The organism is Massilia frigida (genome assembly GCF_011682175.1).
GTDB lineage: Bacteria > Pseudomonadota > Gammaproteobacteria > Burkholderiales > Burkholderiaceae_D > Telluria_A > Telluria_A frigida.
In genome coordinates this window covers 1-20,129 of the sequence record NZ_WHJG01000022.1, presented here as the reverse complement: position 1 = coordinate 20,129, position 20,129 = coordinate 1, and the positions used below count along the sequence as shown (strand labels likewise).

The 20,129-nt window shown below is 64.8% G+C and carries 15 protein-coding genes; 11 read left to right on the top strand and 4 right to left on the bottom strand.

The annotated features are described in order from the left end of the window. Positions 1-315 precede the first annotated feature (315 nt). Positions 316-4,605, bottom strand: coding sequence for a putative Ig domain-containing protein (locus tag F2P44_RS19865; protein WP_167088785.1), 4,290 nt, complete (start codon positions 4,603-4,605; stop codon positions 316-318). A 213-nt stretch (positions 4,606-4,818) separates the two neighbouring features. Here F2P44_RS19865 and F2P44_RS19860 point away from each other — a divergent pair, with 213 nt between their 5' ends. The 11 genes from F2P44_RS19860 to F2P44_RS19810 all read left to right on the top strand — a co-directional run bounded on the left by F2P44_RS19860 (position 4,819) and on the right by F2P44_RS19810 (position 17,251). Further along, positions 4,819-6,012 carry a sensor histidine kinase gene (locus F2P44_RS19860; RefSeq protein WP_229423638.1) on the top strand — a complete coding sequence of 398 codons (1,194 nt, stop codon included), beginning with the start codon at positions 4,819-4,821 and terminating at the stop codon, positions 6,010-6,012. After that, the gene (locus tag F2P44_RS19855) at positions 6,009-6,656 is read left to right on the top strand and encodes a response regulator (RefSeq protein WP_167088784.1); all 648 of its coding nucleotides are present in this window, start codon (positions 6,009-6,011) and stop codon (positions 6,654-6,656) included. The genes F2P44_RS19860 and F2P44_RS19855 overlap by 4 nt, the downstream gene beginning before the upstream one ends. 136 nt (positions 6,657-6,792) lie before the next feature. Further along, positions 6,793-8,394 (top strand): GGDEF domain-containing protein, encoded by a 1,602-nt coding sequence (locus F2P44_RS19850; protein ID WP_167088783.1) that lies wholly within the window; start codon positions 6,793-6,795, stop codon positions 8,392-8,394. A gap of 36 nt (positions 8,395-8,430) precedes the next feature. After that, positions 8,431-11,136, top strand: a complete 2,706-nt coding sequence (locus F2P44_RS19845; protein WP_167088782.1) for a tetratricopeptide repeat protein — start codon at positions 8,431-8,433, stop codon at positions 11,134-11,136. Then, the gene (rfbF, locus tag F2P44_RS19840; RefSeq protein ID WP_166895905.1) at positions 11,133-11,906 is read left to right on the top strand and encodes a glucose-1-phosphate cytidylyltransferase; all 774 of its coding nucleotides are present in this window, start codon (positions 11,133-11,135) and stop codon (positions 11,904-11,906) included. The genes F2P44_RS19845 and rfbF overlap by 4 nt, the downstream gene beginning before the upstream one ends. Positions 11,907-11,911: 5 nt before the next feature. Next, positions 11,912-12,973 (top strand): CDP-glucose 4,6-dehydratase, encoded by a 1,062-nt coding sequence (rfbG, locus tag F2P44_RS19835; RefSeq protein ID WP_167088857.1) that lies wholly within the window; start codon positions 11,912-11,914, stop codon positions 12,971-12,973. After that, entirely contained in the window at positions 12,970-14,211 is a 1,242-nt protein-coding gene (locus F2P44_RS19830; RefSeq protein ID WP_167088781.1) for a class I SAM-dependent methyltransferase, read from the top strand. Before rfbG ends, F2P44_RS19830 begins: the two co-directional genes overlap by 4 nt. Beyond that, the gene (gene rfbC / locus F2P44_RS19825; RefSeq protein ID WP_167088780.1) at positions 14,211-14,771 is read left to right on the top strand and encodes a dTDP-4-dehydrorhamnose 3,5-epimerase; all 561 of its coding nucleotides are present in this window, start codon (positions 14,211-14,213) and stop codon (positions 14,769-14,771) included. The genes F2P44_RS19830 and rfbC overlap by 1 nt, the downstream gene beginning before the upstream one ends. A gap of 21 nt (positions 14,772-14,792) precedes the next feature. Beyond that, the gene (locus tag F2P44_RS19820) at positions 14,793-15,968 is read left to right on the top strand and encodes a DegT/DnrJ/EryC1/StrS family aminotransferase (protein WP_167088779.1); all 1,176 of its coding nucleotides are present in this window, start codon (positions 14,793-14,795) and stop codon (positions 15,966-15,968) included. After that, positions 15,965-16,597, top strand: a complete 633-nt coding sequence (locus F2P44_RS19815; protein ID WP_167088778.1) for a GNAT family N-acetyltransferase — start codon at positions 15,965-15,967, stop codon at positions 16,595-16,597. The genes F2P44_RS19820 and F2P44_RS19815 overlap by 4 nt, the downstream gene beginning before the upstream one ends. A gap of 6 nt (positions 16,598-16,603) precedes the next feature. Further along, positions 16,604-17,251 (top strand): LbetaH domain-containing protein, encoded by a 648-nt coding sequence (locus tag F2P44_RS19810; protein WP_167088777.1) that lies wholly within the window; start codon positions 16,604-16,606, stop codon positions 17,249-17,251. A 217-nt stretch (positions 17,252-17,468) separates the two neighbouring features. Here the strand turns inward: F2P44_RS19810 and F2P44_RS19805 are convergent, their stop codons facing one another. The 3 genes from F2P44_RS19805 to F2P44_RS19795 all read right to left on the bottom strand — a co-directional run bounded on the left by F2P44_RS19805 (position 17,469) and on the right by F2P44_RS19795 (position 19,713). Next, complete coding sequence (locus F2P44_RS19805; protein WP_167088776.1) at positions 17,469-18,113, bottom strand: hypothetical protein; 645 nt, start codon at positions 18,111-18,113, stop codon at positions 17,469-17,471. Further along, positions 18,110-18,448, bottom strand: a complete 339-nt coding sequence (locus F2P44_RS19800) for a hypothetical protein (protein ID WP_167088775.1) — start codon at positions 18,446-18,448, stop codon at positions 18,110-18,112. Before F2P44_RS19800 ends, F2P44_RS19805 begins: the two co-directional genes overlap by 4 nt. A gap of 278 nt (positions 18,449-18,726) precedes the next feature. Further along, the gene (locus F2P44_RS19795) at positions 18,727-19,713 is read right to left on the bottom strand and encodes a hypothetical protein (protein ID WP_167088774.1); all 987 of its coding nucleotides are present in this window, start codon (positions 19,711-19,713) and stop codon (positions 18,727-18,729) included. Positions 19,714-20,129 lie beyond the last annotated feature (416 nt).

Here is a 20,129-nt window from a genome sequence, read left to right as displayed (position 1 = left end):
CACGCCATGAAGACGTTCGTCAGCAACACTCCGGCAATAGTCAAATTTAGTTGCTGTCAATGTTGTTAAGTTGATTTTTGGAGAGCTCGACAAACCGGCCCGCAAGGGCCGGCGCGCGAAGCGCGAAGGCGCCAGGATGGCCGTGCGGGGCCATGCCGTGGCGGGCCGGCCCCGGTTTCGGGTTGATTTCAGTTGTGGGAAGCGGGACGGACTGTCGCCCGTCCCTGGTGGTACTGCGCGGCAGGCGCGAGCGTGCCCGGGCGCCGGGCGGTGCCTGACGCGACGGCGTTCGCCCGGGCCGCTGCCGCTGCCCGGTTAGAACAGCAGCGGCGTACCGTCGGCCAGCGCACCGGCGGCCAGCAAGGTTTGCGTGGCGCTGGCAAAGCTCGCGCTGCCGATGATGGCCAGCGCCGCATTCATGCCCACTGCCGACAGGTCGCCATCGACCGCGTAGTGGTAAGCCAGGTCGCCGCCGATGGCCGCGCTGTCGCTGCCGCCGCGCGAAAATGCCGCCAGCGATTGCGCCATGTTCCAGCTGGTCAAGGCCGGGTTGGCGAGGCGCGCCTGATTGAACTGGCCGACCAGGCCGGCAAAGTCGAACAGCTCGACCTTGTTATCATTGATGATGCTGGCCGAACCGGGCTGGTAATCGCTGCCGCCGGCGGTGACCACCTGCAAGGTCGATACGCTGCCGCCGCCGCTGCCGTACCAGTTCTTGAACGTGATCTGGTCGCCCGCGCCCGTCGTCAGGATCAGCTCGGCGCCGACCTTTTTCAGGGCCAGGTCGGCGAACACGATGCCGTGGCCCAGCGAGACCGTGTCGTCGTTGCCGCCGAAGGCCGTCACCACGTCCTGGCCATCGCCACGGTTGAAGGCATGGAGATCCACGCCACCCTGCACATTGACGCTGTCGTTGCCCACCCCACCGATGAACAACTCGTTGGCGGCGCCGCCGGTCAGCGAATCGGCACCGCTGCCGCCACTGAACAGATTAGCCTCGGTCGAGTTGTCGGACAGCGCATCGTTACCGGCGCCGCCGAACAGCAGGTCGAAGCCGGCCAGCCCGTTCAGGGCGTTCGCCACGCTGTTGCCTTGGATCAGGTTATTGCCGCTATTGCCGCTGCCGTTGACCGCCAGCGTGCCCGTCAAGGTCAGCACTTCGAGGTTGGCGGACAGGGTCCTGTTCACCGAACTGAACAACTGATCGACGCCGCCGTTCGCGGATTCGGTCACCACGTCGCTGGTACTGTCGACGTAATAGATATCGTCGCCGCCGTTGCCGATCATGACGTCGCCGCCCGCACCCCCATTGAGCACGTTGGCGCCGGCATTGCCGGTCAGCGTGTTGTTGAGCGTGTTGCCGGTGGCATTCAGGGCGGCGCCGCCGCTCAGGGTCAGGTGTTCGACGTTCAGGGGCAGGCTGTAGCTCACGCTGCTGTGGACGGTATCGGTGCCGGCGGCAGCGCTTTCGGTCACCACGTCGCCTACTTGATCGACCACGTAGCTGTCGTTGCCGGCGCCGCCGACCAGGGTGTCGGCGCCCAGGCCGCCGTCGAGCTTGTCGTCACCGCCCAGGCCGTACAAGGTGTCATTGTTCGACTTGCCGGTGAGGATGTCGGCAGCGGCGCTGCCGGTCAGGGTCAGGCTCGGGGTCTGGGTGACGGTCAGCGCCAGGATCGCGGTCGCCGCCAGGCCGCCGGCGTCGGTGTAGCGCACGACGACGTTGCTGCTGCCGGCATCGCTGAGGGCCGGGGTACCGCTGAAGGTGCGCGTCTGCGCATTGAACGACAGCCATGCCTGCAGCGCGCTGGCGCTGTAGCTGCCGCTGTCGCCGGCGTCGGGATCGGCAAAGGTTCCCGCCGCCACGCTGTAGGAGAAGGCCACGCCGTCGACCAGGGTCTTGGCCGCCAATGGCGTCGCCAGCACCGGCGCGCGGTTGGTATTGGCGACGGTGATATTGAACAGGCTCGATGCCGACAGGCCGCCCTTGTCGGTCGCGACCGCCTTGAGCGCATAGCTGCCGCTATCGTCGTAGCCAGCCGTGCCGCTGATGCTGGCCGTCGCCGCGCTGTACGCCATCCAGGCCGGCAGCGGGCTGCCGTCGGCGCGCGTGAGCACCACGCTGAGCACATCGTTCGGGTTGGCATCCACGAACAGCGGTGCGTTGACCACGAATGGCTTGCCTTCCGCCACGCTGGTGCCATTCGCGGGCGCCGCGACGGTCGGCGCCACGTTGACTGCGGCCACCGTCAACTTGAAGGTGTCGGTGGCCGACAGGGCCGTGCGGTCGGTGGCGGTGACGCGCACCTCGACGCTGCCGCTGTCGGCGTGGCCCGGGGTGCCGCTGAAGGTGGCGCTGGCCATGTCGAAATGCAGCCAGGAAGGCAAGGCGCCGCCATCGGCGCGCGCGGCCTGGTAGCTGAGCACGTCGCCCGCGTCGGCATCGGTGAAAATGCCCGGCTTGACCTGCATCGTGAACGCTGTGCCGGGGCTGGCGTCGGCGTCGTTGAGCGGGGTTTGCAGCACCGGGGCGTGCGGGCTCATCTGGCTGAGGCTGGCGACGCTGCCATCGGCAAATTCGATGCGCTCGAAGCCGGCACCGCCGCCGAACAGCTTGATCTGGCCGGTCGCGCCGTAATAGATGTGCTGTTCGCTGCCCGCCGTGACCACGCGCAGGTCCGCGGCCGCGATGCCGGCGCCGAAGCGCAGCACATTGCCCGGTCCGCCGTTGTAGGCAAGTTCGTCGACAATCGCCACGCCGTCGCCGAGGGCGAAGACATAGGTATCGTTGCCGGCGCCGCCGAACAGATAATCGTTGCCCGAGCCGGCGCGCAGCAGATCGTTGCCGGCGCCGCCGAACAGCAGGTCGTCGCCCGCGCCGCCGTCGAGGCTATCGTTGCCGTCGCCGCCGTCGAGCTGATCGTTGCCGTTGCCGCCGCTGAGCAGGTCGTCGCCGCTCCAGCCGTTGAGGATATCGTCGCCGCCCTTGCCGTCGAGGCGGTCGTTGCGCTCGGGGTAGCCCTGCAGCACGTTATTGCCCTCGTCACCGTTCTGGGTCAGGCTCAGCGCGATCAGCTTGTCGCTATCCCAGCGCGTGCCGTCGCTGAACTGGATCTGGGCCGGCAAGCGCAACTGACCGGGTCCGGTCGGGAGGGGTTCCGGAAGAAGGTCCATTTGCAGGGTCGCGGCGCTGCCGGCGATGCGTACCTGTATCTGGTACGGGTTTTGCGCCGACAGGCTCACATCGGCCGGACGCACATCGGCCGCCATCATGATCGTGTTGTGGGCATCGTTGATGGGACCGGGCAGCATGACCGTCATGCCATTGTCGCGCCCGAACAGGATCATGTTGTTGCCCGCGCCGGGTTCGAGATGGTCGAAACCGGCACCGGGAATCAGGGTGTCGTCGCCATTGCCGCCGGCCAGGAAGTCGTCGCCGTTGCCGCCGATCAAGACATCGTTGCCATCCATGCCCTGCAAGTGGTCGTTGCCGTCGCCGCCGGACAGCATGTCGCTTTCCGGGCTGCCGTACAGGCTGTCCGATGCGCTCGTGCCGAGCATGTCGGGCATCACCGGGCGCACGCTTTCCTGCTCGATCTGCTGGACGTTCCAGACGGTGCCGTCGGCAAAGGTGATGGAGGTGCCGCCACGGTTCGGGAAATAGTCGGCCACGGTCAGGCTGTCGCTGGCGCCGCGCAGCGTGATCAGCAAATCGTTGCCCGTGCCTTGCGCGGAACGCGTCAGTGCGATGCCGCCGGGCAGCACGTCGCTCAGCACGATATCGTGGCGGCTTGGCTCCCAGCCCTGGGACGGCGCCAATTGCAGGCGGTCCTGGCCCCAGCCGCGGCTGAACAGATAGGTATTGTTGCCGGCGCCGCCATCGAGGCTATCGTTGCCGCTGCCGCCGTCGATGATGTCGTCGCTGGGGCCGGCCTGGATGCGGTCGTTGCCGGCGCCGCCCAGCAGCGCGCCATTCGGGCCGCTCATGCTGGTCAGGACATCGTCGCCGGCGCCGCCGGCCATGTAGGCGGCGTAGCCATCGACCGTGTCGTTGCCGGCGCCCGCGTCCACATTGGTGCTGGCAAAAAAGCGGTCGTCCTGCTCGCCCAGGGTGACCAGCGGCATCGTATCGAGCGCCAGCCGGGTCAGGATGGCTTCGCGGTTCCACTGCATGCCGTCGGCGAACACGATCTGCTCGATGGCGCCCTGCTGCACCAGCATGCCGTTATTGTCCAGCGGGCGATCGAAGAAGCGCTCGACCAGGATGCGGTCCATGCTGCCGCGCAGCTCGATGTAGAGGCTGCCGCCGAGACGCTGCAGATAGATGTCGGCCGGCGCGATGCCGTCGCCGAACAGCAGCCGGTCGTGCATGCCGGGCATGGTGCCGAAGGCACGCAGGGTATCCTGGCCGTCGCCCCGGTTGAACACTGCGGTATCGCTGCCCACGCCGCCATCGATGGTGTCGTCGCCAGTGCCGCCGACCAGGGTATCGTTGCCCTCACTGCCGAACAGCACGTCAGCGCCGCCCTTGCCCTCCATGAAATCATCACCCCAGGTACCAGGCAAGTTATTGTTACCGTTATCGCCGACGATCGAATTTGCCATGAAACTTTCCTATAAAATTTGTCAATACATTGTTTTATAGAAATAATTATGGGGCGTCAAGTTTGATGCTTACATTTAGTTATAAAAGTATCTATTCCGTTTGACGGCAGCGCGGCACCTGCCCGGGGCCGTGGTCCCGGGGCACGCAAAGGGACCGCAGAGCGCGCCGTTTTTCCCGTATGATTCCAGGCATTATTCCTCCGCCGACCTGTGATGAGCCCAGTTCCACCCACCATCGCCCACACCATGAAGCCGTTCGTCAGCAACACGCCGGCGCTGGTGTACCAGTTCGAGCTGCATGCGGACGGCCGGGTGGCCTTTCCCTACCTGAGCGAGGGTTGCGCCGCCCTGCTCGGCCTGTCCGCCGCCGAACTGCAGGCCGAACCCGGGCGCTTCATCGAACTGATCCTGCCGGAAGACCGCAAGAGCTACCTCGACGCCATGCACGCCTCGGCCGCCAGCCTGTCCGGCTGGAACTGGGAAGGCCGGGTCTGGATCCACGAGTACAAGGACCAGAAATGGATCAACCTGCGTTCCACCCCGCGCGCCATGCCCGACCACCCGGGCAGCGTGCACTGGGAAGGCTTGATGACCAATATCACGGCCAGCAAGCTCGAACAGCTGGAAGTGACCCGCTCGCGCGCCCGCCTGGCCGAACTGGCGGCCCACATGGAACACGTCAAGGAACAGGAACGCACCCGCATCGCGCGCGAAATCCACGATGACCTGGGCGGTAACCTGACCGCCATCAAGATGGCCCTGATGATGCTGACCCAGCGCCTGCCGCCCGACCAGCCCCAGCTGGCCGAGCGCGCCGCCTATGTCGATGCGCTGGTCGACCGCACCATCGACGCGGTGCACCGCATTTCGCTCGACCTGCGCCCCTCGATGCTCGACTTCGGCATCGTCGCCGCGCTCGAATGGCAGGTCAAGGAATTCGAGAAGCAGAATGGCATCGCCTGCAGCTTCGCCTGTCCGGACAAGGACATCGACCTGCACCTGGACCATGCGACGGCGCTGTTCCGCATCTTCCAGGAAGCGCTGACCAATATCGCCAAGCATGCGCACGCCAGCCGGGTCGGGGTGCGCCTGCAATTGCTGCGCCAGCACATCGTCTTGACGATTGCCGACAATGGCGCCGGCATCGCCCTGGCCGACCGCCAGAAGCCGCAATCGTTCGGCTTGCGCGGCATGAGCGAACGGGCCCAGGCGCTGGGCGGCACCATGGCCCTGGCCGACGCCCCCGGCGGCGGCACGGTGGTGAGCATCAAAATTAAACTCAGTTCCGCCAGAGCGAGGATAATGGCGGATGAAACACACGAGCATGACAGCGCAGGACCGCACACGCCGGCCCCGCTTGCCCCCCGGCGCCCGGCGCCAACCGAAACGAGTAAGAAGCAGCAATGACCGACAAAGCCATCATCCGGGTCTTCATCGCCGACGATCATGCGATCGTGCGCGAAGGCTTGAAACAAATCCTGGCCGAGTCGCCCGACATCATCGTCGCTGGCGAAGCCGAAGACGGGATCGAGGCGATCAAGCAGGTGCGCAAGGCCAGGTGCCACGTCATGCTGCTCGACATCTCCCTGCCCGACCGCAGCGGCATCGAGGTGCTCAAGCTGGTCAAGAAGGAGCATCCCGAGCTGGCTGTGCTGATGCTGTCGATGCACCGCGAAGACCAGTACGCGATCCGCTCGCTCAAGGCTGGCGCGGCCGGCTACCTGACCAAGCAGAGCGCGCCGCGCGAACTGGTGACCGCCATCCGCCAGGTGGCCGCCGGGCAAAAATATGTGAGCGCGGCGCTGGCCCAGGAACTGGCCAGCGCGGTCGGCGAAAACCACGATACGCCGCTGCACGACACCCTGTCGGACCGCGAATACCAGACCCTGACCATGATCGCTTCCGGCAAGACGGTGGGGGCGATCGCCAAGGAATTGTCGCTGTCGGTGAAGACGATCAGCGAATACCGCTCGCGCCTGCTTGTCAAGATGAAACTGAAGAACAGTGCCGAATTGACGCACTATGCGATCAAAAACCAGTTGATCGAATAAGTTTTTCGCGCGCCGCGCGCCAGGTTAATGCTCTGGAGTAAGATGCTTTACCTGCCTCTTTTCTAGAGATGGCAGGAAACAAACTCGCTTATCATTGGCACATCAACGCCAAACCTGACTGAGGCACTGTTTTACCATGTCCACAACGCCCAACCCCGCCGCCCAGAATCCCGCCGAGATCGCGCGCGAGGCGTTCCGGCGCCTGGCCACGCGCCGCATCGCGCCAACCCCGGAAGCGTACCGCGAGATCTATAACGAGATCGCCGGCATCGCCGCCACGCCGCCCGCGCCCGAGGCGGCGCCGGCCGCGCCCGAGGCGGCTCCTGACACGGGCGCCGAAAACGTGCTGGGCGACTTCGCGGCCAAGCTGAGCGAAACGCCGGGCGAGCTGGCCGACTTCGGCCGCCGTTTCGCGCGCGCGCTCAAGATGCGCGACTGGGATGGCTACGCGCGCAACCTGACCCAGCTGGTCGAGAAACATGTCCGCAAAAGCGGCGGGATCGAACTGTCGGCGCTGTCGGCCATGTCCGACGAGCCGGACGCCAAGATCCTGCGCGACCTGCTCAGCCGCACCCTGAGCGTCGCGGTCGCCTCCCTGCTGGCCGATGCGCCCGCCCTGATGGCCGAGGCCGAAGCGCTGGGCGCGGCCGTCAAGGTCGCCGCCAGCGAGGAAGCCCTGAACGAGGTCAGCGTGCGCCTCAAGCAGTTGTGTTACCAGATCGACATTAAAAGCGGCGACGTCGGCGAACAGCAGGAATTGCTGCTGCGCCTGTTCAAGCTGCTGCTGGAAAACGTCACCGAACTGCTCGACGACGATAGCTGGCTGCGCGGCCAGATCGATTCGGTGCAGGAACTGATCGCCGGCCCGATCAACCAGCGCGCCCTGGAAGACGCCACCCGCAGCCTGAAGGAAGTGATCTACAAGCAGGGCCAGCTCAAGCACAGCCTGTCGGACGTCAAGCTGACGGTGAAGAACATGATGCTCACCTTCATCGACCGCCTCAGTTCCGTGGCGACCACGACCGGCGACTTCCACGAAAAAATCGGCAGCTTTTCCGAAAAGATCAGCCACACCGACAATATCGCCGAATTGAACGTGATCCTCGACGACGTGCTGCGTGAAACCCGCCTGGTGCAGACCGAAGCGCTCAAGTCGCGCGACCGCATGGTGCTGGCGCGCCAGGAAGTGCAGGAAGCCGAGCAGCGCATCCACACCCTGGAGGCCAAGCTCCAGCATATGAGCGAACTGGTGCGCGAAGACCAGCTCACGGGCAGCCTGAACCGGCGCGGCCTGGACGATGTGTTCGAGCGCGAAACGGCCCGCTCCGACCGCCGCGGCACGCCCCTGTGCATCGCCATGCTCGACCTGGACGATTTCAAGCGCCTCAACGATACCTATGGCCACCAGGCGGGCGACAACGCCCTCAAGCACCTGGTCAAGATTGTCAAGGAAACCATCCGCTCGATGGATGTGATCGCCCGCTTTGGCGGCGAGGAATTCTTGATCTTGCTGCCGGAAACCAACGTCGAAGCGGCGTCGCAAACCATGACGCGCCTGCAGCGCGACCTGACCAAGCATTTTTTCCTGCACGATAACGAGAAAGTGTTGATCACCTTCTCGGCCGGAGTGGCCCTGCGCGCGCCCAACGAAGACCAGGCCAGCCTGGTGCGGCGCGCCGACAAAGCCATGTACCAGGCCAAGCAAACCGGCAAGAACCGCGTCGTGGTGGCCGACTGAGCACCTTCCCTTACCCAGGATGACTGACCGCGCCCCATGAAAAAACCCGCTTCCTACGCCCCGCCCTCCCCCCTGGATATCGCCATGCAGCATCACCGGGCGGGACGGCTGGACCAGGCGGAAGCGCTGTACCGCAAACTCGATGGCAGGGCCGATGCCCTCCACCTGCTCGGCCTGCTCCACCAGCAGCGCGGACGCCACCAGGAAGCCATCGACGCCCTCGGGCGCGCGATCGACAAGGCCCCGGCCAACCCCGCCTATTATTTCGCGCTCGACGCCAGCTGCCGCGCCCTGCACATGCTGCCCGAGCTGCAAGCGAGCTACGAGCGCCTGCTGAAACTGGCGCCGGAGAATGCCGAAGCCCACCTGCAACTCGGCCACGCCCTGCGCGACGGCGGCCAGTTGCCGAATGCCCTGGGCAGCTACCTGGCCGTGCTGGCCCTGCAACCGGACCACGCCGAGGCCTACAGCAACCTGGGCGACACCCTGAAACTGATGGGCAACCTGGACGAAGCCCAGGTCTGCTACGCCAGGGCGCTCGAATTGCAGCCCGGCTTTGCCGAAGTGCACAACAACCTGGGCGAGCTGTACCAGCAGCAAGAACAGTGGACCTTGTCGGCCGATCATTTCGAGGCCGCCGTCGGCCAGCGGCCTGAGCTGGCCGCGGCCCACTACAACCTCGGCGTCACGCGCCAGGCCCAGGGCGCGCTGGACGACGCCGTGGCCTGCTACCGGCGCGCGCTGGCCATCGACCCGCGCTTTGTCCTGCCGTACAACAATATGGGCATCGCCCTCAAGGAACTCGGCCGCCTCGACGAGGCGCTTGCCGCCTACCAGGCCGCGCTGGCGCTGGCGCCCGATTTTGCCGAAGCGCTCAACAACCTCGGCGGCGCCCTGCTGGAACAGAAGCAGGTCGAGACGGCGATCCAGCACTTCCAGCACGCCGTCACGGTGCGCCCGGACTATGCCGAGGCCTACTGCAACCTCGGCATCGCCTACAAGGCCAGCTACCGGCTCGAGGAAGCGCTGATCTGCTTCGAGAACGCGGTGCACCTGAAACCCGGCTACGCCGACCCGTACGCCATGCTGGCGCTCACCAACGCCGACCTGCAACGGCACGTGCAAGCGCTGGCCTGGTGCGAAAAGACCCTGGCCATGTGGCCCGACAGCGCCGCCGCCCACTTCAACCTGGGCGTGGCGTTCGCCAACATGAACCGCCTGAACGAGGCGATCGCCTCGTTCGAGGAGGCGATTTCGCGCAAGCCCGAGTTTGCCGACGCCTGGAACAACCTCGGCGTGGCCTACAAGGAACAGGGCCGCTACGACGAAGCGGTCGCCTGCTTCGAGCAAGCCATCGCCCTGCGCCCCGGCTTTGCCGAAGCCTTCAACAACCTGGGCAGCGCGCTGAAAGACCAGGGCAAGCCGGACGCCTCGCGCCAGATGTACGAGCAAGCCATCGCGCTGGCGCCCGACTATGCGGCGGCCCACAACAACCTGCTGCTGTCGATGCAGTACGCGGCCGGCATCACCCAGGAACAATTATTCGCGCTGCACCTGCGCTTCGCCGCCCAGTTCGAGCCCGCCCTGGCGGCCCAGCGTTTCCGGCACGCGCCCGGCCTCGATCCGGGCCGGCGCCTGAAAATCGGCTATGTCTCGCCCGACTTCCGGCGCCACGCGGTCGCGTTTTTCATCGAACCGATCCTGGCGCAGCACGACAAGGCGCAGGTCGAGGTGTACTGCTACTACAGCCACGTGATCGAGGATGAATTCACGGCCCGCATCCGCGCAGATAGCGACCATTGGATTGCCTGCCGGGGCATGTCCGACCAGCAGCTGGCTGAACGTATCCACGCCGACGGCATCGACATCCTGGTCGACCTGGCCGGCCACACGGCCGGCAACCGCCTGCTGGCGTTCGCGCGCAAACCCGCGCCGGTGCAGCTGACCTACATCGGCTACCCGTCCACCACGGGCTTGAGCAGCATGGATTACCGCCTCACCGACGCCTTTGCCGAACCGCCGGGCTTGAGCGAACACTTCAACGTGGAAACCCTGTGGCGCTTGCCGGAAGTATTTTGCTGCTACGCCGCGCATCCGAACAGCCCGGCCGTGATCGACCATCCGCCGCACGAGGATAATGGCTACATCACCTTCGGCTGCTTCAACAATTACGCCAAGGTGAGCGACCCGACCATCGTGCTGTGGGCCGCGATCTTGCGCGAGGTGCCGGACTCGCGCCTGATGCTGGAAATCCTCGGCCTGGACAACCCCGGCATGCGCGATGGCGTCGAAGCGCGCTTCGCGCGCCTTGGCATCGACCCGGCGCGCCTGATCCTGATCGCCAACGACCGCAAGAACCAGTTCGTGCTGTACAACCGCATCGACATCGCGCTCGACCCCTTCCCCTGCAACGGCGGCACCACCAGCTTCGACACCCTGTGGATGGGCGTGCCCTTCGTCACCCTGGCCGGCAGCAATTTCATTTCGCGCCTGGGCGTGACGATCCTGCACAACGGCGGGCTCGACGAGCTGATCGCCGCCGACGGCGAAGCCTACATCCGCATCGCCGCCGGCCTGGCGCTCGACCCGGCCCGCCTGCGCCAGCTGCGCACCGGCTTGCGCGAGCGCACCCGCGCCAGTCCGCTGATGGACATGGCGCGCTTCACGCGCCACCTGGAACAGGCGTACCGGGGCATGTGGGAACAGTGGTGCAAAACCAGCAATCAAGGAGCGCTGCCATGAAAGCCGTCATCCTGGCCGGGGGCCTGGGCACCCGCATTCTCGAAGAAAGCCATCTGAAGCCGAAACCGATGATTGAAATCGGCGGCAAACCGATGCTCTGGCACATCATGAAAGTCTTTTCGCACCACGGCGTGAACGAATTCATCATCTGCGTCGGCTACAAGGGTTACCTGATCAAGGAATTCTTTTCCAACTACTTCCTGCACATGTCGGACGTCACCTTCGACATGCAGAACAACCGCATGGAAGTGCATGAACGCCACGCCGAACCGTGGCGCGTGACCCTGGTCGATACCGGCGCCGACACCCTCACCGGCGGGCGCCTGAAACGCGTGCGCGAATACCTGGAACCGGGCAAGCCATTCTGCTTCACCTATGGCGATGGGGTGGCCGACATCGACATCGCGGCCGAAATCGCCTTCCACCGCGCCCACGGGCGCCTGGCCACGGTGGCCGCCGTGCAGCCGCCCGGGCGCTACGGCGCGCTGGTGCGCCAGGGCGATGCCGTGACCGCCTTCATGGAAAAGCCGCAGGGCGATGGCGGCTGGATCAATGGCGGCTTTTTCGTGCTGCAACCGGACGTGGTCGACCTGATCGACGGCGACGATTGCAGCTGGGAAGTGGAACCCATGCAAGCGCTGGCGGCACAGAATCAGTTGATGGCGTACGAACACGCCGGCTTCTGGCAACCGATGGATACCCTGCGCGAAAAGAACATGCTCGAAGAAATGTGGCAATCGGGCACGGCGCCGTGGAAGGTGTGGGCGTGAGCGGCATGGATGCGCTCGCGCACGCCTTCAAGGGGCGGCGCGTGTTCGTCACCGGTCACACCGGCTTCAAGGGCGCGTGGCTGTGCCTGTTCCTGGCGCGGCTGGGAGCGCGCGTGACCGGCTATTCCCTGGCCCCGTCCGGCACGCCCACCATGTTCGAGCTGGCGCGGGTGAGCGACACCCTGGAGCGCCACCACATCGCCGACGTGCGCGACCAGGCCGCGCTGACGCGCGCCATGGCCGATGCCGCGCCCGAGCTGGTACTGCACCTGGCGGCCCAGGCGCTGGTACGCCACGGCTACGCCGATCCGGTGACCACCTGGTCGACCAATGTGATGGGCACCGTGCACGTACTCGAAGCGCTGCGCGCCTGCCCCGATGCACGGGCGGCGCTGGTGGTGACCACCGACAAATGCTACGAAAACCAGCACTGGCCGTGGGGCTACCGTGAAAACGACCGCCTCGGCGGACACGATCCGTACAGCGCCAGCAAAGCCGGCGCCGAACTGGTCGCACACAGCTACCGCAGCAGTTTTTTTGCCGCCGGCGGCCCGCTGCTTGCCACCGCGCGCGCGGGCAATGTCATCGGCGGCGGCGACTGGAGTCTTGATCGCCTGATTCCCGACGCCGTGCGCGCCATGCAACAGGGCAACGCGCTGCCAGTGAGGAGTCCACACGCCACCCGCCCCTGGCAGCACGTGCTCGAACCGCTGCACGGCTACCTGCTGCTGGCGGCGCGCCTGCTCGCTGGCGACACGGCCTGCGCCGGCGCCTACAATTTCGGCCCGGACGCCGCCGACAACCTGTCGGTCGCCACCTTGCTGGGCGGCTTGCAGGCGCACTGGCCGCAACTGGCCTGGCGCCTCGATGGCGAACAGCACGCCGCCAAGGAAGCCGCCCTGCTCTACCTCGATTCGAGCAAGGCGCGCCAGGAGCTCGACTGGCAAGTGCGCTGGCCGCTGGCGACCGGCATCGAACAGACGGCCGCCTGGTACGCCGCGGCCGCGCGCGACCCGGGCGGCGCGCGCGCCTTTACCGAACAGCAACTGGAACATTTCTGCGCATGAACAGCCCCGCCCGCTCCTGCCGCGCCTGTGGCGCCGCTCTTCACCACAGCTTTGCCGACCTGGGCCTGTCGCCTGTATCGAACGCCTTTGTCGAGCCGGACCAGGCGGCCGAGGGCGAGATGTTCTATCCCCTGCACGCCATGGTCTGCGCCCAGTGCTGGCTGGTGCAACTGGCCGACGCCACCCGCGCCGAGCTGCACTTCCACGCCAACTACGTGTATTTTTCCTCGTTTTCCAGCAGCTGGCTGGCCCACGCGCGCGCCTACGTGGAACAGATGACGGCGCGCCTCGGCCTGAACCAATCGAGCCGCGTGATGGAAATCGCCAGCAACGATGGCTATCTCTTGCAGTATTTCCAGCAGGCCGGCATTGCCTGCCTGGGCATCGAACCGAGCGGCAACACGGCGGCGGCGGCGCGCGCACGCGGCATCGACACGCGCGAACTGTTCTTCAACCGCGCCACCGCCGCCACGCTCGCGGCCCAGGGCGAACAGGTCGACCTTTTACTGGGCAATAACGTGCTGGCCCACGTGCCCGACCTCAACGATTTTCTGGGCGCCATGCCGGCCGTGCTGAAACCGGAGGCGGTGGTGACCCTGGAATTTCCCCACCTGCTGCGCCTGATCGCCGACCAGCAGTTCGATACGATTTACCACGAACACTATTCCTACCTGTCCCTGCTGGCCCTGATGCCCGTGTTCGTGCGCGCCGGCCTGCGCGTGTTCGACATCGAGCATCTTCCGACCCACGGCGGCAGCCTGCGCGTGTACGCCTGCCTGCAAACGGCGGCGCACCGCACCACGGCGCAGGTGGAAGCTTGCCTGGCCCTGGAACAGGAAGCCGGCCTGGCGCGCCTGGACACCTACGCCGGCTTCGGCGAACGCATGCGCGCCACCAAACGCGCGCTGCAGCGTTTCCTGATCGACGTCAAGGATCAAGGCAAGACGATTGCCGCCTACGGCGCCGCCGCCAAGGGCAACACCCTGCTCAACTACTGCGGCATCGGCGCCGACATCATCGATTACGTGGTCGACAGCAATCCCGCCAAGCAAGGCCGGCTGCTGCCCGGCAGCCGCATTCCCGTGCGTGCGCCCGCAGCCGTGTTCGAAACGCGTCCCGACTACCTCTTGATCCTGCCGTGGAACATCAAGGAAGAATTGATGACCCAGATGGCCGGCATCCGCGACTGGGGCGGGCAATTCCTGCTGGCCAACCCGCACATTCACGTGGTGGCCTGATGAAATTGACCCCCACCTCGCTGGCCGGCGCCTTCCTGATCGATATCGAGCCGGTGGAGGATGAGCGCGGCCTGTTCGCCCGCACCGTCTGCGAGGAAGAGTTCGCGCGGCACGGCCTGGCGGGCCGGTTTGTGCAGCAAAGCGTATCCTGGAATCCGCACCCGGGCACCCTGCGCGGGCTGCATTTCCAGAGCGCGCCCGACCAGGAAGTCAAGCTGGTGCGGGTAACGCGCGGCGCCATCTTCGACGCCATCGTCGACCTGCGGCCGGGCTCTGCGAGCTACGGCAAGGCATTCCATACCGAACTGTCGGCGGGGAACCGGCGCCAGTTGTATATTCCCGCCGGCATGGCGCATGGCTTCCAGAGCCTGGAAGCGGACACCGAAGTCCTGTACCAGATGAGTACGCCGTTCCGCCCCGCCTCCGCACGCGGCCTGCGCTGGGACGATCCGGCGCTGAACATTCCCTGGCCCGCGTGCGCAGCGCGCAAGATCTCCGCCAATGACCGGGCATGGCCGACCCTGGCCGCGCGCACCCTCGCCCTGACCCTGAACCTTTAACCAGCTTTGTGAAGGACTGCCATGATCCCCGTATTTAAGCCGCTGATCGAAAAAGAAGAAATCGACGCCAGCCGCGAATCGCTCGAAATGGGCTGGCTCGGCATGGGCAGCTACGTGTCCGGTTTTGAAAACAAGGTCAAGGAAATCCTGGGCACGGAAGAGCGCTACGTGGCCGCCTTGAGTACCGGTACCGCCGGGCTGCACGTGGCCTTGCTCATCGCCGGGGTCGGTCCGGGCGATGAAGTCATCGTGTCTTCCTTTAACTGCTCGGCCGACTTCCAGGCCATTTCCTGGGTGGGCGCCGAGATTGTCTTCTGCGACTGCCTCGACGACACCCTGGCGATCGACATGAAGCAGGCGGCCAAGCTCGTCACGCCGAAGACAAAAGCCATCATCGTCATGGATTACGATTGCATCCTTTGCGATCATGATGAGATCGCCGAATTTGCCGCCACCCACCAGCTGCGCGTGATCCACGATGCCGCGCATTCCTTCGGGTCCAGATACAAGGGCAAGCCGGTCGGCAGCTTTTCCGACATCTGCGTGTTCAGCCACGATCCGGTGAAAACCATCACCTGCCTCGACGGCGGCACGATTGTGGTGAAAACCAGGGAAGAACTGGCCATGGTGCACGAACTGCGCCTGCTCGGCATGCAGCAGCCGGCCGCGGTCATGTACCAGAACCAGCGTGCCTGGACGTTTGACGTCGAACGCGTCGGCTACCGCTACCACATGCTCAATATGCACGCCGCCATCGGGCTGGCGCAGCTGTCCAAGCTGGCGCTGATCGCCAGCAGCCGGCGCGACGCCTGCATCAAATACAACGCGCTGCTGGCCGGCGTGACGCAGGTGCGTACCCCGCTGACCGACTTCGCCGATGTGAATCCGTTCCTGTACTACATCCGCGTGCCGGCCGAGGACCGCGATGCGCTGCGCAAGTTCTTGAAGGAAAACGGCGTCGACACCGGCATCCACTGGCAGCCGGGGCACTGGTTTTCGCTCTGGAAAAACTGCCGCGCGGGCGACCTGAGCGTGACCGACCGGGTCGGCAATGAAATCCTGTCCCTGCCGCTGCACTCGCGCATGGACCTGGCACTGGTCGATGAAGTGTGCCGCCAGATCGGCCTGTACTTCGCCGGGACGCCGGCCGCCGGGACGCCGGCCGCCGGGAAAGCCGTCGCGGGGATACCGGCATGAGCCAGCAAGCCATGTTCGCCGCCTACAAGCAGGCGGCCGGCGCCGGGTCCGACCTGGTGATCCCGGTGGGCCAGCCGGTCGAAGCCCTGCTGCGTCCGATCGCCACGGCCAGCGCCCACATCAACCTGGACGACGCGCGCCTGCTCAGCGAGTGGCGCAACCGCTTCGTCAAATCCTTCCTGACCGAATTCGACTCGCATGAAACGCGCACCGCCAACTGGCTGGCGACTGCGGTGGCGCGCGATAACGGCAAGATCCTGTTCATGGTCGACACCCTCGACGGCCGCTCGGTCGGCCACGTGGGGCTGGGATTCATCGACTGGGACAAGGGCTATGTGGAAGCGGACGCCATTGTGCGGGGCGGCGACTGCCGCAAGGGCTTGATGACGCTCGCGCTGCAGGCCTTGCTGCACTGGGCGCGCGTGGGCCTGGGGCTGGACGACGCCTGGGTGCGGGTGCGTTCGGACAACCCGGCGCTGGCGTTTTATCAGAAGGCGGGCTTTGGCGAGGTCAAACGCGTGCCACTGGCCAGCAGCAGCGCGGATGGCCAGGTCACCTGGGTGGAAGATCCGGCGGCTGGCAGCGATGCGCCGGCGCTGGTGTACATGCGCTACCAGGCAGCGGCGTAGGCGCGCATGGCCCACGAACACTTGATCGCTTACACGTGCCGGCAGGTCACGACGTTTTTCCCGGGGATGGAAGCGGCCGTGCTGCAGCGCGTTATCGCAACGCATTGGGACACCGCGATGGCACGGCTGCAAGCTTGCATCGACAAGGTGACGATGTGGCCGCGGGGGCAATTCAACTATCTCAATTCAAGCCAGTATTGCCAGTATTTATATTTCCTGTCGAATACGATATGGCGCGAAGACCGCAGCGAGGAAGCGCTGGGCGTGGCGACGCGCCTGTTCCTGCTCAACAAGGCGCTCAACGGCATCGATGTGTTTTACGAGATCGCATTGCCGGAGGTGTTTTTCATCGGGCACTCGGTGGGCATCGTGCTGGCCAAGGCGACGTATGGGAACTACCTGGTGCTGTATCAGAATTCCACGGTCGGCAAGAACCACGGCGTGGCGCCGGTGCTGGGGGAAGGCGTGATCCTGTACCCCAACAGCGCCATCATCGGCCGTTGCCGGATTGGCGACAACACCACGGTCTCGCAGGGCACCGGCGTGATCAACCGCGACACGCCGGGCAACTGCATGGTGTTCGCAGGCACGGCGGGCGAACTGGCCGTCAAGCCATCGAAACGGCGCCTGACCGAGGATTTCTTCCGGCTCTAAAAGACTGCTTAACCGGGGTCTGACCTCTGACTCGAAACATGTCTTAATCGAATTTCTTAACCGGGGTCTGACCTCTGACTCGTTAACCGGGGTCTGACCTCTGACTCGAAACATGTCTTAATCGGGGTCATGTCTTAATCGGGGTCAGAGCTCTGACTCGAAACATGTCAGTCCCGCAAACTGCGGCCGTCGTCATTTTGCGAGCTTGACCACGGTGTCAGTGCAGCCCAGCCGATACGGTCGTGGTCGCCTCACTCCTGATACGTTGGCGGTGGGCCTTGTATTTCTCAATCACCGCCGCTTCCCGCGTTCCTGCATCGTCCAGTACTGCGGACAGCCGGCGGTAGGTGGCAAGATCGGCATCGCTGGAAAAGAGCAGCGTCTGTTGGTGAAGCTGCATGTTGCCAAGCCGGGACTGGGCGAAATCGAGCACCCCGCCCATGCCGTCGATCAGCTCCTTCTGCACCGCAGACAACTCCGCGTTGAGTTCAAGCGTCTTCTCGCCAATCCGCACCACGTTGCTCATTTGCATATTGCTGTAGCGTCCCGGGATGCGCGCCGTACGCAGATATTCCCGGCCATCCTCGATGGACGCCTTGGCCAACGCGTCGCGCTGCTCGATGAGTTGCCTGAATCGCGACATCTGCACCCGCGCAGCGTCAATACCCTTGCGCGACGTCACGCTTTCCGGCGTCAGCGCGTTCAGGGCAAGCTTTCCGAACTCCTTGTCCAAGCGTTCGTTGTCGACCATCTGGCGCTTGAGCACTGTGCCAAGCCCATCCAGGAACGCAACCAGCGCGCGCGCATCTTCGCTGGCAGCGACGGGCGCCGGCACGCTGCCTTGCTCCCCCGTCTGGTTCATAATCGCAAGCAGTTGCCGCTGGCAGAGTGGATTGCCGCCTCGTCCTTGTGCATTCCCACGATATTGCCCACGCCAGCCAGCAACAACAGAGACGCCACCACGAACTTGGCCTTGACCATCTGGCGCGCAGGGCGCCTTCTCAGGAACAACCGGAGTGCGCCCAGCACAATGGCGGCCGCCAGCACGAGGCCAAACAATTGCCCGGCCATTTGCGCGTGATTTTGCCCGCCGGGGCTGGCCAGGCGCGGCAGGAAAATCGCAGCCGCAAGCGTCAGGTTGGCAACGCTGTTGACGATGCGCTCCGGCGTTTCCGGCGCCTTGTCATCGATATGCATATTGAATTGTTGAAATTGATAAGTGAAACGCCACGCATGGCGGCGATGAGCGCATCCAGCCTGCGCGCGGAAAGCACTCGGCACGCAAATGAACGCGCCTAGGTAGTTTTCTGAACGTCATATGACTTTTGCATGATGCCGGCGGTGCCGCTGCCCGGGGCGGCCCGAGATTTAACAATGTTTCTAATCAGAGCTCTGACCCCGGTGGTAGGAGGTCTGAGCCAGGGCCTTCGATTGTCCGACCATGTTATTCGGAATCAACGCTGGTGCCGGGCGCCTTAGCGCTTGGCGGGCGCCAGCTGGCGGGTGGCGTCTTTCTTGGTTTTTTCCACATGCGCGTTGAATCTGTCGACCACCGCCGATTCCCGCAGGCCGATCTCTTCCATCTCCCTGGACAGGGCGCGAAAGGTGGCGACGTCGCGCTCGCTGGCAAACATCAGCTTGCCGTTCTGGAACTTGGCTTTGCCGAGTTGCGACTGGGCGAAGTCGAGCACGTCTCCGACGCTCTTGATGAATTCCTTCCCGACCGCCGTCAATTGCGCATTGAGCTTGAGCGTCTCTTCAGCCACCCGCGCGCCGGCACCCAGTTCGCTGCCGCGATAGTGTTCCGGCACGTTCGCCGTGCGCACGTAGGCGCGTCCTTCTTCGACGGAGGCGATGATCATCTTGTCGCGCTGGTCGACCAGCTCGCTGTAGCGCGCCATCTTCGCGCGCGATGCGGCAATCGCCTTGCGCGAGGTGAGCGTCTCCGGCGTCAGCAAGGTGCTCATGTCGAGCGTCTCGAATTGCTTGTCCAGCAACTCGCGCTCGGCCACCTGGCGTTTCAGCAGCGCGCCGGCGCCATTCACGAAGGCCACCACCTGGCGCGCTTCTTCACTGGCGGCCGGAGCCGCCGCCGGGCCGGCCGCATCGCCCTTCTCGTTCATGGTCGCCACCAATTGCTGGCCGGCCGCGCGGATCGCGCCGATGTCGCGCTTCATCGCGCCCACCTTGCCCAGCGATAGCAGTATCAGGACGATCCCGACCGCCAGCTTGGCGCACGCCATGCGCAGCGGCGGGTGGGTCTTCAAGATGCCTTTGAGCAGCGCCAGGATGATGAACACCGCCAACACGCTGCCACCGATGAAACGCCCGGCCGCGTAGGCGTCGCCGCTGCCGCTCATGGCCGCCCACAGGGGCAGGAGCAAACCTGCAGCCAATGCAATATTGGCAAGAAGGTCCAGGCGCGCGACCGTCTGGTCCGGCGGATTGTCGCTGTAATCCATTGAGTATTCCGAAATTGGTAATGTTGTATGGCAATGTCAGGCGGGATTTTACCCGTTCCCCATAAATACAATGTTGTATGGAAATAGCATTTTATCCAGAACAGATCGGCCGGGGCCGGTCCGCCCCCGCGTCGCGCCGTGAAAACAGGGGTGAAAACTCTTTTTTTGCCCCTCAAGTTTCGGCCGCGGCGGTCGTCAAGCGCCGCGAGCGGAGCCGGCTTGAGGGGCGAGATCGACAATATACTTGCCTAATTTCATTAAATTTTCCGCGAGGTAACCCGTTACATAGAAGGACTGCGGTGTGATTGTCCCGGACCGAAGGGGCAGACCAAAGCGAAGGCACGTTGCCAACATGAATAGGTAGTATCAGCAAGGAGTAATATCATGAGCGTCATCAACACCAACACCGCGTCGCT

Coding starts and splice junctions, on each gene's coding strand:
- F2P44_RS19865 (WP_167088785.1), bottom strand. CDS start 4,605: ATGGCAAATTCGATCGTCGGCGATAACGGTAACAATAACTTGCCTGGT.
- F2P44_RS19860 (WP_229423638.1), top strand. CDS start 4,819: ATGAGCCCAGTTCCACCCACCATCGCCCACACCATGAAGCCGTTCGTC.
- F2P44_RS19855 (WP_167088784.1), top strand. CDS start 6,009: ATGACCGACAAAGCCATCATCCGGGTCTTCATCGCCGACGATCATGCG.
- F2P44_RS19850 (WP_167088783.1), top strand. CDS start 6,793: ATGTCCACAACGCCCAACCCCGCCGCCCAGAATCCCGCCGAGATCGCG.
- F2P44_RS19845 (WP_167088782.1), top strand. CDS start 8,431: ATGAAAAAACCCGCTTCCTACGCCCCGCCCTCCCCCCTGGATATCGCC.
- rfbF (WP_166895905.1), top strand. CDS start 11,133: ATGAAAGCCGTCATCCTGGCCGGGGGCCTGGGCACCCGCATTCTCGAA.
- rfbG (WP_167088857.1), top strand. CDS start 11,912: ATGGATGCGCTCGCGCACGCCTTCAAGGGGCGGCGCGTGTTCGTCACC.
- F2P44_RS19830 (WP_167088781.1), top strand. CDS start 12,970: ATGAACAGCCCCGCCCGCTCCTGCCGCGCCTGTGGCGCCGCTCTTCAC.
- rfbC (WP_167088780.1), top strand. CDS start 14,211: ATGAAATTGACCCCCACCTCGCTGGCCGGCGCCTTCCTGATCGATATC.
- F2P44_RS19820 (WP_167088779.1), top strand. CDS start 14,793: ATGATCCCCGTATTTAAGCCGCTGATCGAAAAAGAAGAAATCGACGCC.
- F2P44_RS19815 (WP_167088778.1), top strand. CDS start 15,965: ATGAGCCAGCAAGCCATGTTCGCCGCCTACAAGCAGGCGGCCGGCGCC.
- F2P44_RS19810 (WP_167088777.1), top strand. CDS start 16,604: ATGGCCCACGAACACTTGATCGCTTACACGTGCCGGCAGGTCACGACG.
- F2P44_RS19805 (WP_167088776.1), bottom strand. CDS start 18,113: ATGAACCAGACGGGGGAGCAAGGCAGCGTGCCGGCGCCCGTCGCTGCC.
- F2P44_RS19800 (WP_167088775.1), bottom strand. CDS start 18,448: ATGCATATCGATGACAAGGCGCCGGAAACGCCGGAGCGCATCGTCAAC.
- F2P44_RS19795 (WP_167088774.1), bottom strand. CDS start 19,713: ATGGATTACAGCGACAATCCGCCGGACCAGACGGTCGCGCGCCTGGAC.